Annotated in this window: 13 protein-coding genes and 3 tRNA genes; 9 read left to right on the top strand and 7 right to left on the bottom strand. The window is 64.7% G+C overall.

Annotation, left to right across the window (positions count from 1 at the left end):
• Positions 1 to 43: 43 nt before the first annotated feature.
• Complete coding sequence (locus VSR34_RS01445; protein WP_028210011.1) at positions 44 to 844, bottom strand: inositol monophosphatase family protein; 801 nt, start codon at positions 842 to 844, stop codon at positions 44 to 46.
• Positions 845 to 1307: 463 nt separating this feature from the next.
• Between VSR34_RS01445 and VSR34_RS01440 the strand changes: the two genes are divergently transcribed.
• Both VSR34_RS01440 and cysE read left to right on the top strand, forming a co-directional pair.
• The gene (locus VSR34_RS01440) at positions 1308 to 2093 is read left to right on the top strand and encodes an RNA methyltransferase (RefSeq protein WP_238327614.1); all 786 of its coding nucleotides are present in this window, start codon (positions 1308 to 1310) and stop codon (positions 2091 to 2093) included.
• A gap of 210 nt (positions 2094 to 2303) precedes the next feature.
• The gene (cysE, locus tag VSR34_RS01435) at positions 2304 to 3125 is read left to right on the top strand and encodes a serine O-acetyltransferase (protein ID WP_042289004.1); all 822 of its coding nucleotides are present in this window, start codon (positions 2304 to 2306) and stop codon (positions 3123 to 3125) included.
• Between the two features lie 94 nt (positions 3126 to 3219).
• Here cysE and VSR34_RS01430 read toward each other — a convergent pair whose 3' ends face one another.
• The 4 genes from VSR34_RS01430 to VSR34_RS01415 form a co-directional block, all read right to left on the bottom strand.
• Positions 3220 to 4017, bottom strand: a complete 798-nt coding sequence (locus tag VSR34_RS01430) for a UDP-2,3-diacylglucosamine diphosphatase (RefSeq protein WP_028210009.1) — start codon at positions 4015 to 4017, stop codon at positions 3220 to 3222.
• A gap of 31 nt (positions 4018 to 4048) precedes the next feature.
• On the bottom strand, positions 4049 to 4543 hold the full coding sequence (locus VSR34_RS01425) for a peptidylprolyl isomerase (protein ID WP_342961694.1): 495 nt from the start codon (positions 4541 to 4543) through the stop codon (positions 4049 to 4051).
• Positions 4544 to 4728: 185 nt separating this feature from the next.
• Positions 4729 to 5313 (bottom strand): peptidylprolyl isomerase, encoded by a 585-nt coding sequence (locus VSR34_RS01420; protein ID WP_028210007.1) that lies wholly within the window; start codon positions 5311 to 5313, stop codon positions 4729 to 4731.
• Positions 5314 to 5374: 61 nt separating this feature from the next.
• On the bottom strand, positions 5375 to 6088 hold the full coding sequence (locus VSR34_RS01415; RefSeq protein ID WP_028210006.1) for a tetratricopeptide repeat protein: 714 nt from the start codon (positions 6086 to 6088) through the stop codon (positions 5375 to 5377).
• A 299-nt stretch (positions 6089 to 6387) separates the two neighbouring features.
• Here VSR34_RS01415 and cysS point away from each other — a divergent pair, with 299 nt between their 5' ends.
• The 7 genes from cysS to VSR34_RS01380 all read left to right on the top strand — a co-directional run bounded on the left by cysS (position 6388) and on the right by VSR34_RS01380 (position 14110).
• Entirely contained in the window at positions 6388 to 7785 is a 1398-nt protein-coding gene (cysS, locus tag VSR34_RS01410) for a cysteine--tRNA ligase (RefSeq protein WP_342961693.1), read from the top strand.
• Between the two features lie 47 nt (positions 7786 to 7832).
• Positions 7833 to 8729, top strand: coding sequence for a DNA-3-methyladenine glycosylase (locus VSR34_RS01405; protein ID WP_028210004.1), 897 nt, complete (start codon positions 7833 to 7835; stop codon positions 8727 to 8729).
• Positions 8730 to 8857: 128 nt separating this feature from the next.
• Complete coding sequence (locus tag VSR34_RS01400; protein WP_028210003.1) at positions 8858 to 9829, top strand: acetyl-CoA carboxylase carboxyltransferase subunit alpha; 972 nt, start codon at positions 8858 to 8860, stop codon at positions 9827 to 9829.
• Between the two features lie 46 nt (positions 9830 to 9875).
• Positions 9876 to 11327, top strand: coding sequence for a tRNA lysidine(34) synthetase TilS (gene tilS / locus VSR34_RS01395; RefSeq protein ID WP_342961692.1), 1452 nt, complete (start codon positions 9876 to 9878; stop codon positions 11325 to 11327).
• Between the two features lie 544 nt (positions 11328 to 11871).
• Positions 11872 to 13122, top strand: a complete 1251-nt coding sequence (locus tag VSR34_RS01390; RefSeq protein ID WP_028210001.1) for an aspartate kinase — start codon at positions 11872 to 11874, stop codon at positions 13120 to 13122.
• Positions 13123 to 13324: 202 nt separating this feature from the next.
• A tRNA-Ser gene (locus VSR34_RS01385) sits at positions 13325 to 13418 on the top strand.
• A 485-nt stretch (positions 13419 to 13903) separates the two neighbouring features.
• Positions 13904 to 14110: a hypothetical protein gene (locus VSR34_RS01380; protein ID WP_342961691.1), complete on the top strand. Its 207-nt coding sequence runs from the start codon at positions 13904 to 13906 to the stop codon at positions 14108 to 14110.
• 109 nt (positions 14111 to 14219) lie between these two features.
• Here VSR34_RS01380 and VSR34_RS01375 read toward each other — a convergent pair.
• Positions 14220 to 14306: transfer RNA gene (locus VSR34_RS01375), tRNA-Leu, on the bottom strand.
• 188 nt (positions 14307 to 14494) lie between these two features.
• A tRNA-Leu gene (locus VSR34_RS01370) sits at positions 14495 to 14581 on the bottom strand.
• Positions 14582 to 14758 lie beyond the last annotated feature (177 nt).

Below are 14758 nucleotides of genomic sequence, written 5' to 3'. Positions count from 1 at the left end.
GGGTGGACCCGGCGCGTGCCCTGGCCGCGACGCTCATGGGCGCTTATGCAGCCTTGTTGACGCGCGTGTACTTCGAGAGGATCGGCACCATCTGCGCGTAGATCTTCGGATTGCCCGCGACGATTTCACCCTCGTGCAGGAAGTCGGAATCGCCCGTGTAGTTGCCGATCAGACCGCCGGCTTCGGTGACGAGCAGGGCGCCCGCTGCGACATCCCACGGGTTGAGGCCTTGCTCGAAGAAGCCGTCCATGCGGCCCGCGGCGACGTTCGCCAGATCGAGCGCGGCGGCGCCCGGGCGGCGCAGGCCCGCGCATGCGTTGGTCATCTCGGCGAACAGGTCGCAGTAGCTCGCGAGGCCGTCCTTCTCGCGGAACGGGAAGCCGGTGCCGATCAGGCCGTCGGCGAGACGGTCGCGGCGGCCCACGCGGATGCGGCGGTCGTTGAGGAACGCACCGCGGCCGCGCGAGGCGGTAAAGAGATCGTTGCGGGTCGGATCGTAGACGACGGCCTGCGTGACGATGCCCTTGTGCACGAGCGCGATCGAGACACAGTAGTACTGGAAGCCGTGGATGAAATTGGTGGTGCCGTCGAGCGGATCGATGATCCACTGGTATTCGGACTCGTTCACCGATTCGCCCGATTCCTCGGCCAGGATGGCGTGGTCGGGGTAGGCGGTCCTGAGCGTTTCGATGATGGCGGATTCGGCCGCCTTGTCGACTTCCGTGACGAAATCGTTGTGCTGCTTCTTCGCGACCTGCACGAGGTCGAGGTCGAGCGACGCGCGGTTGATGATCTGTCCGGCGCGGCGCGCGGCCTTGACAGCGATGTTGAGCATGGGATGCATGAGCCAGGATCCTTGTTGTCCGGCACTCGCGCTCGAATAGCCTCGAACGTGCGGCGCGCCGGTGGTGCAGAAGATAAAAGCGTCTAACGATTGGACAGGGCGCGGGCCCTGGGTAGCGCCTGCGGAACCTGTCCCGCCAACGGAGACGAATTGGATAAGAGCGGGGCGCGGCGGCGCTCGCTGATTGTGAACGTGTCAGCTTGCCAGTTGCCTGCCGGACGCTACGCAAGCCATAAAGCGGCTCGGCGCTGCGCCCAGCGCGCGCGAAACCGCCATTTTACCCGAGACCGGCCCGCTTCGGCTGGCGGCGCACCGCTTTCCCGTGGCTACTGGGGAACGAGGCGCGCTAACATAGAGCCTTTCCTTACGTTCGCGTCAGAGACTCATCTTGGTGCACCCCGATTCACCCGTTGCCCGCGCCGGTGCGGCAACCGCGGCCGCCGCCGGCGACGCTCACGAGCCGCTGCGCGGCGGTTTCACGTCCACCCGCTTCGTCCTCGTCGAGCCGAGCCACCCCGGAAATGTCGGCGCGGCCGCGCGCGCGCTCAAGACAATGGGCTTCTCGCGTCTCGTGCTGGTGGCGCCGCGTGTGCCCCAGGTCCATTGCGACCCCGAGGCGGTGGCGATGGCGAGTGGCGCCGACGACGTGCTCGCGGCCGCCCACATCGTGCCGACGCTCGCCGACGCGCTGGCCGGCGTCCAGTGGTCGCTCGCGCTCACGGCGCGCACGCGCGAGTACGGACCGCCCCCCAGCGCGCCACGCGTTGCGGTGCAGGACGCCTGCCGCCAGGTGGCGCACGGCGGCGATATCGCGCTCGTCTTCGGAAACGAGCGCACCGGTCTCGCGAACGATGACGTCGAGCGCTGCAGCGCACTCGCGCATATCCCGGCAAATCCGGCCTATAGCTCGCTCAACCTCGCCCAGGCGGTGCAGGTGCTCGCCTACGAACTCCGTCTTGCCTACCTGGGCGAGAGCGCGCCGGCCGCGGCATTTCCGGCGGCGGCCGCCGTTGCGCCGGGCGCCGGTTCGCCTCTCGCGACGAGCGACGACATCGAACGCATGTACGTGCACCTCGAGAACGCGCTCATTGCGCTCGACTTTCTCGACCCCGCCAATCCGAAGAAACTGATGTCGCGCCTGCGACGGCTCTTCGCGCGCTCGGGGCTCGAGCGCGAGGAAGTCAATATCGTGCGCGGCATTGCGAAGCACATCCTGATGCTCAAGGGCAAAGGCGGCGAAAAAAGCTGAGCCGCGCGGCGGCGCTAGCCCGCGCACCAACCTTGCCGCCGACGAGGGCATCCCGCCTCAAAGCGGCTTTGCGCCTACAATCGCCTGAAAACCGGCCAAAACATCATAAGCAAATGCGCGTGGCTGCAAAGGCCGCCCGGCGGGTGCCTCATGTCGCCGCGGCGTATGGCCTTCCTCCCATGTTTCATCCGTTTTTTTAGCGTGACTGCCATGTTCAAGAGACTTCGCGAAGACATCGCCACGATCCGCGAGCGCGATCCCGCCGCCCGCAGCGCGTGGGAAGTCCTGACCTGTTATCCGGGTCTGCATGCGCTCGTGCTGCATCGCTTCGCGCATGCATGCTGGCGTGCGAAACGTCGCTGGCTTGCGCGTTATGTCTCGCAGGTCGCGCGATTTCTCACCGGTATCGAGATCCATCCGGGCGCGACCATCGGGCGGCGCGTGTTCATCGATCACGGGATGGGCGTCGTGATCGGCGAGACGGCCGAGGTCGGCGACGACTGCACCATCTACCAGGGCGTCACGCTCGGCGGCACCTCGCTCACGCGCGGCGCGAAGCGCCACCCGACGCTCGGCCCCGGTGTAATCGTGGGTGCTGGCGCCAAAGTGCTCGGCGGTTTCACCGTGGGCGCAGGGGCGAAGATCGGCTCCAACGCCGTGGTCGTGAAGCCGGTGCCCGAAGGGGCGACGGCGGTGGGCAACCCCGCGCGCATCGTTGCGCCCGCGAAGCGTTCGCCGGTACAGGAAAAACCGGCCTCGGCGCGCGAGGGCTTCTGCGCATACGGCATCACGCCCAACGCCGACGATCCGGTTTCGCTCGCCATCCATGGCCTGATCGATCACGCGGCTACGCAAACGCAGCGCGTCGATGCCATCGTCGTGGCGTTGGAGCGGCTCGGGACGCGGCTCGAGGCGCTGCATGGCGCCGATGCCGCACTCGCGCAATTGCGGCGCCTCTCGGAGGGGCTGGAGTGCGACGCGCCGCAGGGCGAGGGCGCGATCCACGAAGAGAGCGCGCCTGCGCGTGCTTGATGCGCGGTGTTACGACGACGCAAGCCAGGCGGCGCTGGCTGCTGGATGCGTTCGCATCGCGCCACGCGCGGGGCGCTTCTTTAGCACCGCGCTTTCAGTCCAGCGGCAATGACCTGAATCCCTCGGCATCCACCCGCAGGTAGCCGCCGCGCGGCTTGCCGTGATCGAGATCCCAGTCGGGCAAGACCCAGCGTGTGCCGCCAGGCTCCTGGTGGCGCGCGGGCCGGTGCGTGTGGCCGTGCACGATGGTGTTCGCGCGTGCCCGCTTGAAGAGCGTTGCGACGCCTTTCGCGGTGACGTCGTACTTCGGCAGGCGCGGCCCGCCGCGCTTGTCCTCGCTCGCGCGGCGCGCCCGCTCGGCGATGGCGCGGCGCCAGCGAAACGGCCACGCGAGAAAGAGCAGCTGGACGAGGCGGTTGCGCGCGAGCTTGCGAAAGAGCTGATAGCCGCGATCGTCGGTGCACAGCGCGTCGCCGTGCGCGAGCGCAAGGCGCGTGCCGAACGCGGTGATGGCGATGGGGTCGGGCAGCCAGATTGCGCCCGCCGCTTTCATGAAGCGCTTGCCCATCAGGAAGTCGCGGTTGCCATGCATGATGTAGAGCGCGATGCCGCGCTCGGAGAGCGTATGCATCAGCGCGGTCATGCGCGCGACGAACGGATCGGCGAGCATGTCGTCGCCGATCCAGTATTCGAAGAGGTCGCCGAGTATGAACACCGAGTCGGCCTGATCGGCCGTGACCCGGATGAATCGTTCGAACGCGGCGACCGTACGCGGAATGCCTTCATTCAGATGCACATCGGAAACGAACAGGAACGGGCGCGCCGCGTGCGGGCGCTTGCCCTCGCCGGGTACGCCCGCAGCAGCGTGTCGTAAAGCCTTTTCCTGCAGCATCGATGAAGTTCGCGCGTGATGGTTGTGAAACTTATTCGACGACGACGGCCTTCTCGATCACGACGTCGTCGACCGGCACGTCCTGATGGAAGCCCTTCGAGCCGGTCTTGACCTTCTTGATCTTGTCGACCACTTCGAGGCCCTCGGCGACCTTGCCGAACACGGCGTAGCCCCAGCCTTGCGGCGTGGGCGACGAGTGGTTCAGGAAGTCGTTGTCGGCGACGTTGATGAAGAACTGCGCGCTCGCCGAATGCGGGTCGTTGGTGCGCGCCATGGCGATCGAGCCGCGCTCGTTCTTCAGGCCGTTGTTCGCTTCGTTCTCGATCGGCGCTTCCGTGGGCTTTTGCTTCATGCCGGCTTCGAAGCCGCCGCCCTGGATCATGAACCCGTCGATGACGCGGTGGAACACCGTGCCGTCATAGTGGCCGTTCTTCACATAGTTGAGGAAGTTTGCGACCGTCTTCGGGGCCTTCTCGGCGTTCAGTTCGAGCTTGATGACGCCGTGGTTCGTGTGCAGTTCGACCATGATGGAATCCTTTGCCATGTGGCTGGGGGAGTGAACGTCGCCGCCACGGCACGAGGCGAGGCGTGCTGTCTCGCGTGTGCCGGCGCCGCGACGCGCGACGGGAATGAGGGCGGCGTTGCCGCCCGGCTAGTCGATGACGACCTTCGTGCTGCTGTCGCCGTATTGTGGACGCTTCTCGCGGCCGCTTACTTGCCGACGACCGTGGCCGACTGGATCACGATTTCCTTTTGCGGCACATCGCTCATCGGGCCGCGCGAGGTGGTGGGCGCCGCTTCGATCTTCTTCACGACATCCATGCCCTGGGTGACCTTGCCGAACACGGCATAGCCGTTGCCGTCCGGATTCGGATAGTCGAGGCCGGCGTTGTCGACGGTGTTGATGAAGAATTGCGCGGTGGCCGAGTTCGGGTCGCTCGTGCGCGCCATCGCGATGGTGCCCGTGAGGTTCTTGAGGCCATTGCGGCTTTCGAGCGCAATGGGCGCGCGCGTGGGCTTCTCGACGAAGCTTTGCGTATAGCCGCCGCCCTGGATCATGAAGCCGCGGATCACGCGATGAAAGATCGTGCCGTTGTACTGGCCGGCTTTCACGTACTGGAGGAAGTTGTCGACGGTCTTCGGCGCCTTCTCGGGATAGAGTTCGACGCGAATGTCGCCTTCACTGGTCTTGAAGAGTACCTGCGGATGCGCGGCGGCCGGCTGGCCGTTTTGCGCAAAGGCGGGTGCGTTCGCGATCAGGGCGGCGCTGCCGAGCGCCAACATCAACCATTTCATGAGTATCCTCGGAAGTGCGGGAAATACGTGTCGCGGCGCGCTAGGCTTCGCGCGCCGCGGCTTAGTTCGACGGCGCCACGAACGGCGGCATCGCCAGCGAACCGGTCGGGCCGCCGAACTGGTACGCGGGGTTGGTGAGCGCGGGCACGAGATGCGACGAGTTCGCTTCGGACCCGGCTTCGGCCGACGCGGCGCGCGGCTTCTTTTGCGCGGGCGGCGGCGAAATGATCTTCTCGATGTCGGCGAGACGCTGCGGCGTGGTGCCGCTCGCGTGGCCGAGCGTTTGCGCGCGGCGGTATGACGTGTCGGCGAGGCGCAGGTACAGGTCGCCGAGATTCTCCCAAGCGAGCCCGTACGAAGGGTTCGCCTTCACGGCCGTTTCGAGCGCGACACGCGCCTCGTCGTAGCGGCCGTGCTTCGCATAGAGTGCGGCAAGATTGTTGTAGGGCTCGGGCAGTTCGGGGTAGAGCTGCGTGAGTTCGGTGAAGGCCTCGATCGCGTCGTCGTCGCGGTTCAGGCGCGCGAGAATGGTCGCCCGCTTGAATTTGGCCTGCACGTCTCGCGGATTCGTCTTGATGCGCTCGTCGAGCTGCGTGAGCGCCGACGCCCAGTCGTGCTGGCTGATCGCCGCGTCTGCGCCGGGCGTGCCGTCAGCCGTCGCCGGAGGGGGCGCGGCATGCGCGATGCTCACGCTGCACAGCACGATCGCGGCGCTCGCAAGCGCCGACGCGGCAAGGGTCGCAGCACGAGGCGTGCGGCCGCTGGAAGGTTTCATAGGGTGAGGTCGCGGTGTTATACTCCGAGCCATTCTAACAAAAGGTCTGTGCGTTTTCGTCGCGCGCTTTGTCCCTCGCTCGTTATAGTCGAATTGCAATTGCAGTGCGGGGCATTCGGGGCGCGCCGCTTGAATCGCCGGGCTTTCTTTCGCCACTCGTGGTCGTCTCCGCTCCGGTAGCAATCTGTTTGCAGGCCGGGCGCCGACAGACAGCAGCCTGAACAACGCGGGCCAACGCGCCCGCCGGCTGCCGTCGGCGTCGCCGCGGATTTCCTTCGACCCACGTATCCATCGTCTTTATGGAATCACTGCGCATCTACAACACGCTCGCGCGTGACAAACAGAATTTCGTGCCCCTCGTGCCCGGCGTCGTGCGTATGTATGTCTGTGGGATGACGGTGTACGACTATTGTCACGTCGGGCATGCGCGTGTGATGGTGGTGTTCGACGTCGTGCAGCGGTGGCTGCGCGCGCTCGGCTACAACGTGACCTACGTGCGCAACATTACCGACATCGACGACAAGATCATTCGTCGCGCGGTGGAAAACGGCGAGACGATCAAGCAGCTCACCGACCGTTTCATCGCGGCGCTTCACGAAGACGCGGACGCGCTCGGCATCGAGCGTCCCGACCTCGAGCCGCGCGCGACGCAGTTCATCCCGCAGATGCTCGACATGATCGGCAAGCTCGAGCAACACGGCTATGCCTACCAGGGTTCGGACGGCGACGTGAACTACACGGTGCGCAAGTTCGCGAACTACGGTGCGCTTTCGGGCAAGTCGATCGAGGACCTGCGCGCGGGCGAGCGTGTGGCGACGAACGATGCCAAGCAGGATCCGCTTGACTTCGTGCTGTGGAAGCAGGCAAAACCGCAGGAGCCGGCCGACACGAGCTGGGACTCGAAGTACGGGCGCGGGCGTCCTGGCTGGCACATCGAATGCTCTGCCATGAGCTGCGCGCTGCTCGGCGAGCACTTCGACATTCATGGCGGCGGCCAGGATCTGCAGTTTCCGCACCACGAGAACGAGATTGCGCAGAGCGAGGGTGCAACCGGCAAGACGTTCGTCAATACCTGGATGCATAACGGCTTCGTGAATATCGACAACGAGAAGATGTCGAAATCGCTTGGCAACTTTTTCACGATCCGCGAAGTGCTGGCGAAGTACGATGCTGAAGTGGTGCGCTTCTTCATGGTGCGCGCGCATTACCGCTCGCCGCTGAACTACAGCGACGTGCATCTCGACGACGCGCGCAACGCGCTCACGCGTCTTTACACGGCGTTGAAGGACGTGACGCCCGACGCGGGGGAGCTCGACTGGAATGAGCCTTATGCACAGCGTTTTCGTGCGGCAATGAACGACGACTTCAACACGCCGGTGGCGATTGCCGTGCTGTTCGAACTGGCGAGCGAGGTGAATCGCACGCGCGATGCGGTGCTCGCGCGTCAGCTGCAGCGCCTCGCACGCTTGATCGGACTGCTCGTGCGCGAGCCGCGCGTGTTCCTGCAGCAAGCCGCGGGCGCGCAAGATGCGGATGCGCTCGACGTGGCTGCGATCGAAGCGAAGATCGCGGCACGCACGGCGGCCAAGCAGGCGAAGCAATATGCGGAGGCAGACCGGATTCGGGCCGAACTGCTCGATGCCGGTGTCGCGCTCGAAGACAAACCGGGCGGGTTGACCGAGTGGCGCCGCGTGTAAGCGGGCTGTCCAGTTTCCACTGATCGATTCGCGAGGCAGGAGGCAGGATGGTAACGGCCACGAAGACGCAGACCAGGCGGTCTGCGTCGCTAACGGGCGGGACGACGGGCGCAAAGGCCGGCGTGAGGCGCGCGCTCAACGGTGCAGGCGGGAAAGCAACGCTCAAGCCGGGCGCAAAGGCGACTGCAAAGCGCCCGCGCGCGAAGGCCAACGGCTCGGCCGCGCAGCGCGAGGCGCTCGACGGCGCGGCGATCGACGCCGTGCTCGCCAATGGTCCGGCGGCGCTCGAGGCTGTGGAGCCCGCGGCGAACGCGCTCGGCGATCTCGAATTCGAAGTGCAGCGCCCCGGCTATTGGGACAAGGCCTGCGCCGACCTCGTCAAGCGCGACCGCATTCTCAAGAAACTGATTCCGAAGTTCGGGCCGGTGCATCTGCTGAGCCGCGACGATCCGTTCGTCACACTCGCGCGCTCCGTGGTCGGTCAGCAGATCTCGACGGCGGCGGCGCAGGCGCTCTGGCAGCGCGTGGAAGCCGCGTGCCCGAAGCTCGTGCCGCAGCAGTTCATCAAGCTCGGTCACGAGAAGCTCGCCGCCTGTGGGCTCTCCAAACGCAAGACGGAATACATCCTCGATCTCGCGCAGCATTTCGTCTCGGGTGCGCTGCATGTCGGCAAATGGACCTCGATGGAAGACGAGGACGTGATCGCCGAGTTGACGGCGATTCGCGGCATCGGGCGCTGGACCGCCGAGATGTTCCTGATCTTCAATCTTGCGCGCCCCAACGTGCTGCCGCTCGACGATCTCGGCCTGATTCGCGCAATCAGCGTCAACTATTTCAGTGGCGAGCCGGTCACGCGCAGCGAGGCGCGCGAAGTCGCGGCCAACTGGGAGCCGTGGCGTACTGTCGCGACCTGGTATATGTGGCGCAGCCTCGAACCGTCGTGATCGACTGGCGCTTCGTCTGTTAGTGAAGATAATGCTATCGATCAAAGAAATCGATAGTTCTTGGCCGATTTCGGCGCGGGCTGGCGCGGTTAGAATACGCGCTGCCGCAAAGTGAAGGATTCCCACACATGAAGACCACGTTTCTGGATTTCGAACAGCCGATCGCTGAACTGGAAGCGAAGATCGAAGAACTGCGCTTCGTTCAGGACGACTCGGCCGTCGATATTTCGGAAGAAATCGAGCGGCTGTCGAAGAAGAGTCAGCAGCTCACGAAGGATCTCTACGCGAACCTGAGCCCGTGGCAGGTTTCGCAGATCGCGCGTCATCCGCAGCGTCCCTACACGCTCGATTACGTGCACGAGCTTTTCACCGATTTTCACGAACTCCACGGCGATCGCTCGTTTGCGGACGACCTCTCCGTCGTCGGCGGCCTCGCGCGCTTCAACGGCCAGGCGTGCATGGTGATCGGGCATCAGAAGGGCCGCGACACGAAGGAGCGCGCCGCGCGCAACTTCGGCATGCCGCGCCCGGAAGGCTATCGCAAGGCCGAGCGCCTGATGCGCCTTGCCGAGAAGTTCGGTCTGCCCATCTTCACGTTCGTCGACACGCCGGGTGCTTACCCGGGCATCGGCGCCGAAGAGCGCGGCCAGTCGGAGGCGATCGGCCGCAATCTCTACGTGATGGCCGAGCTCAAGACGCCCATCATCACGACGATCATCGGTGAGGGCGGTTCGGGCGGCGCGCTCGCCGTCGCGGTGGCCGACACGGTCATGATGCTGCAGTTCTCGACCTATTCCGTGATTTCGCCGGAAGGCTGCGCGTCGATCCTCTGGAAGAGCGCCGCGAAGGCCCCGGAAGCCGCCGAAGCGCTGGGCCTCACGGCGCATCGCCTGAAGGCGCTCGGTCTGATCGACAAGATCGTGAACGAGCCGCTCGGCGGCGCGCATCGCGATCCGAAGGGCATGGCCGCGCTTCTGCGCCGCGCGCTTGCCGATTCGCTGCGCCAGTTCCAGGGCATGAGCATCGCCGACCTCAAGGAGCGCCGCTTCGAGCGCCTGATGGCCTACGGCAAGTTCAAGGAAACGACGCCGGGCGCGTAAGGCGCGCGACGTCATCGCGTTTAATGTCTGCCGGCGCATTCGTGCCGTGACCGACCATCCCGAATCCGACGCCGGGCGCATCGTTCTCGATGCGCTCGGCGTTGTGCTTTCCACGCTTCCCGTCGATGCCCGTATCGCGATTGCGTATAGCGGCGGCCTCGACTCGTCGGTGCTGCTCGATGCCGCCGTGCGCGCGGCGGGAGCAGCGCGTCTCGTCGCCCTGCACGTCCATCACGGGCTCAGTCCGAACGCAGACGCGTGGCTCGCGCATTGCGAGACGACGGCACGCGCATACGGCGTGACGTTCGACGCGCGGCGCGTCGAGGTCGCGCGCGACGACGCGGCGGGCGTCGAAGCCGCAGCCCGCGATGCCCGCTACCGCGCACTCGACGCGATGTGCGAGGCGCACGGCGCGCAGGCGCTCTGGCTCGCCCAGCATGCGGACGACCAGGCGGAGACGGTCCTGCTGCAATTGCTACGCGGCGCCGGTCTCGCTGGGCTCGCGGCGATGGCGCCGGCGCGCATGAGCGCGAACGGCGTGGCGCGCATGCGGCCCTTGCTGCCTTTGTTGCGCGCGCAACTGGAGCGCTATGCGCGCGCGCATGGCCTGAACTGGATCGACGACGAGTCGAACGACGATACGCGCTACGCGCGCAACGCCTTGCGTCACGACGTGATGCCGGCGCTCTCCGCGCATTTTCCAGGTTATCGCGACGCGCTCGCGCGCACGGCGGCGCATGCGGCCGCGTCGCAGCGTTTGCTCGACGAGCTTGCCCATATCGATTTACGCGAGATTGGGAGAGAAGGCGGCAGCGCGCTTTCCCACGCCGCGCTGATCATGCGCGACGACGCGCGCGCGCTCAACCTGCTGCGCTACTGGATGCGAACGCTCGGCATGCCGGCGGCCTCGGCTGGACGGCTTGCGGACATGCTGCGGCAGTTACGCGAAGTCGCGCGCGACGACGGAAACGGGCACGCGTTGCGCGTCGATCATGCGGGACGCCGGCTGCGCGCGTATCGCGGACGCGTGTTCTGGGAAATGGCACACGCGGACGACAAGCATGCGCGCGCCGGGGGGCAAGGCGAGGGCACGGGGAAACGCGCATCGCGCGCGCCGGTGTCGTTGAACTGGAGCGGCGAGGAAATCTGGCGCCTGCCAGCGTGGCGCGGAACCTACGTCTTTGCCCCCGCGACTGCCGACGATCCCGATTCCGTTCCCGAGCACGTGCTGGCGGGCGCCCCGCTGATCGCGCGCGAGCGCAGCGGTGGCGAGCGCCTGCGCGACGAAGCGGCGAAGTCGAGCCGCACGCTCAAGAATCTGTTTCAGTTGCGCGGCGTGCCGGCGTGGGAGCGCGACGTGCCGCTCCTCTTCGCGGGCGAGACGTTGCTGTTCGTTCCCGGTATCGGCGTGAACAGGTCGGCGTTCGGTGCTTTGCCGATCGATCAGGGCGCGAGGTGGCGCCGCATCGAATGGCGCGAGGACTTGCTGGTCGCATGATCCTGCTGGCAGTCGCGCACTTTTTTTCGCAGCGCGAGTGGCCTTGTCCGGTTAAATCGTGCCGCAACGGTCGATCTTTCCCCCGCAAATGCTTGCCGCGCAAGCCTTTTTCGTCTTCGGCGAGCCCGTTGCGTCTTGTAATTTTGAGCCCGATCGGGTAGTGTAAGTCGTTTGTCCAGCCCGCTTTTTTCGCGCGCTTTTTCGCATTCACGGACGCCGCCAAAAGCGGCTGTGCACGGACGCCGCCAAAAGCGGCTTGTGCACCAACGCCGCCAACAGCGGCCCGTGTCGTGAAGGTGCGATTTTTCCTTCGAGCGGTACCCGACGGTTGCAGGGACGTCATAGCGGCATGCGGGCAGGGCGCGAGAGCCAGGGACAACCTGGGCCATGCGCGCATCGATACGATGCGCCGGGCTTCGCGCCCCTGAGGCAAAACCCGCGCGTGCTGCACGCGCTGCATGAAGCCGTCGCCACGGCCGTGAATCTCCGGGCGGCGCGGTCTTCCAGTGCGCCAGCGCGGTAACATCTCCAGTTCAGAACGACAATGGCACTCATCGTACACAAATACGGCGGCACCTCGATGGGCTCGGTGGAGCGCATCAAGAACGTCGCCAGGCGCGTCGCCAAGTGGCACAAGGCTGGCCACAAGATGGTCGTCGTGCCTTCGGCAATGTCCGGCGAAACGAATCGTCTGCTCGGTCTCGCGAAAGAACTTTCGCCGCAGCCGAACCCGCGCGAACTCGACATGATCGCGTCGACCGGTGAGCAGGTGAGCGTCGGCCTTCTGTCGATCGCCCTCCAGGAAGCCGGCGTCGACGCCATCAGCTACACCGGCTGGCAAGTCCCGGTCAAAACCGACAGCTCGTTCACCAAGGCGCGCATCAACGACATCGACGGCGACCGCGTGCTGGCCGATCTCGACGCTGGCAAGGTGGTCGTGATCACGGGCTTCCAGGGTATCGACCCGGAAGGCCACATCACCACGCTCGGCCGCGGCGGCTCGGACACGTCGGCGGTGGCGGTCGCAGCCGCGCTGAAGGCCGATGAATGCCTCATCTACACCGACGTCGACGGCGTTTATACGACCGATCCGCGTGTGGTCGACGACGCACGCCGGCTCGACCGCATTACGTTCGAAGAAATGCTGGAAATGGCCAGCCTCGGCTCGAAGGTGCTGCAGATCCGCTCGGTGGAATTCGCGGGTAAGTATCAGGTAAAGACGCGTGTGCTCTCCAGCCTGACCGACCCGATGATGAACCTCGACGAGGAAATGAAATCGGGCACCCTGATTACTTTTGAAGAAGACGAGACCATGGAAAAAGCAGTCATCTCGGGTATCGCGTTCCAGCGCGACGAGGCCCGCATCATCGTGATGGGCGTGCCCGATAAGCCGGGCATCGCGTACCAGATCCTCGGCCCGGTGGCGGACGCGAACATCGACGTCGACATGATCATCCAGAACCAGAGCGTGGCCGGCAAGACCGACTTCACGTTCACGGTGGGCCGCGGCGACTACCAGCGCGCGATGGACATCCTCACCAACCAGGTGAAGGGGCACGTGAGCGCCGAGCAGGTACTGGGCGACCCGAAGGTGTCGAAGGTCTCGGTGGTCGGCGTGGGCATGCGCTCGCACGTGGGTGTGGCGAGCAAGATGTTCCGCACGCTCTCGGAAGAGGGCATCAACATCCAGATGATTTCGACCTCCGAAATCAAGATCTCGGTGCTGATCGACGAGAAATACATGGAGCTGGCGGTCCGCGCACTGCATAAGGCGTTCGATCTCGAGCACGCGTAATTCGCGCTTTTTCGTGTCCGGCTTTTGGTGTTCTGTCAGGCGCCTTGCGTGTCTGCGTAGTCTTGACGCCACGAGCGTCATCCGTTGCGCGCCTGCAGAAAAAACTTCGCAAAAAAAGCGTCGTATGAATTGACCGGGACGCGCTAACCCGCTATTATCTTGGCTTCGTTGCGCTGCCTCCCTGGCGCGAACGAAGTTTTCGGGAGACGTGGCCGAGAGGTCGAAGGCACTCCCCTGCTAAGGGAGCATCTGGGCCAAAACCTGGATCGAGGGTTCGAATCCCTCCGTCTCCGCCAGTCATGGCGGCGAAACCCCGCAGAATTCAGGTTCTGCGGGGTTTTTTGTTTGTGGGTACTCGCAAACCGACTAGCAAATGTTTGGCGCCAGGCGCGGTGTTTTCCATCGCAAACGTCCATGAATCTCGATGGATTCCAGTGGCCAATAGCGTGAATTTGCGAGGCTGGATTCTGCCATCGTAAAGCTCCTGGGTCCGCTGCACCCAAATCCTGTAGTTGTCCTTCGGAGTTTCTTCTGTGGGGGGATACCTCGCCTCGCTGTCCGCATCCCGGATGTTGGCGTGCCTCTGACGCGTGCCACGGCAGAGCTTGCCAGTCGTGCCAGAACCTGTCGTCGTCGCGGTGGATGCCCATAGACTCCCTGCCTTGCAGCGCGGCGTCCAGATAGCCGCCGTGGTCTTCGAGCCAGGTGCCGTACGGAGTCCCAGGCAGTAGCCGGTGAAGTTGATGTTGTCGGCGCGCGTCGTGGTGCCGGTGGCGTCGATATGATCGGCCGCGCCGTGACTGTGGCCCATCGCGCCATAGATGCCGATGCTGGCACCGTCGAGTTCGCTGCGATGAAGATCGATTCCGGCTTGCAGTGCGGCAAGGATGGGGCTACCACCTGCGTTGCGGTTCGTGCCCGTGTTGCGGTCGTTGTGGCCGACGAGGCGCGCCCAGGCGTAGCGGTCTGGAGCGAACGCGAACGTTGAATGTGCCGGGCAATGAGTTTCGATAGGGTGTCAAAAAACAAAAAAGCCCGCAATTTGCGGGCTTTTTCAATGACTTGAAGACTCCGATGGAAGTTTATGGAACTTCACATGGTGCCCAGGAGAGGACTCGAACCTCCACAGTGTTGCCACCGCCAGGACCTGAACCTGGTGCGTCTACCAATTCCGCCACCTGGGCACGTCTTCAAGCTAGAAAAAAATTATGACGCGTTTGAATTCGGTTGTCAATAATTCTTTTCAAAATATCTTCATCGCGGGAAGATGACCACTGCGCTTCGGGCGATATCGGCGCAGTCGTCCTCGAGCGCATCGCCATAAAGCGCCGACACGAATGAAAAAGGCCGGCGCTAAGCCGGCCTTTGAATCTGGTGCCCAAGAGAGGACTCGAACCTCCACAGTGTTGCCACCGCCAGGACCTGAACCTGGTGCGTCTACCAATTCCGCCACCTGGGCAAGGTGTCGTTTGCTGTTCAACGTGTGTCGTGCAGCAAAGACCGCCATTATAGCGGGCCGAATGTGTCTGTCAAGCGTTTTGTGTTGCGCTACGGAATGCGGTTTCCGATGCTTCGTCGGTCGCACGGCGTGGCCGGTTCGGCACGCCGCGACGCCGCTCGCGCGGCTCTTAGGGTG

It is taken from the genome of Paraburkholderia sp. JHI2823 (genome assembly GCF_038900695.1).
Classification (GTDB): domain Bacteria; phylum Pseudomonadota; class Gammaproteobacteria; order Burkholderiales; family Burkholderiaceae; genus Paraburkholderia; species Paraburkholderia mimosarum.
The sequence above is the reverse complement of the archived record's forward strand: the minus strand, read 5'-3'. Positions and strand labels throughout refer to the sequence as shown.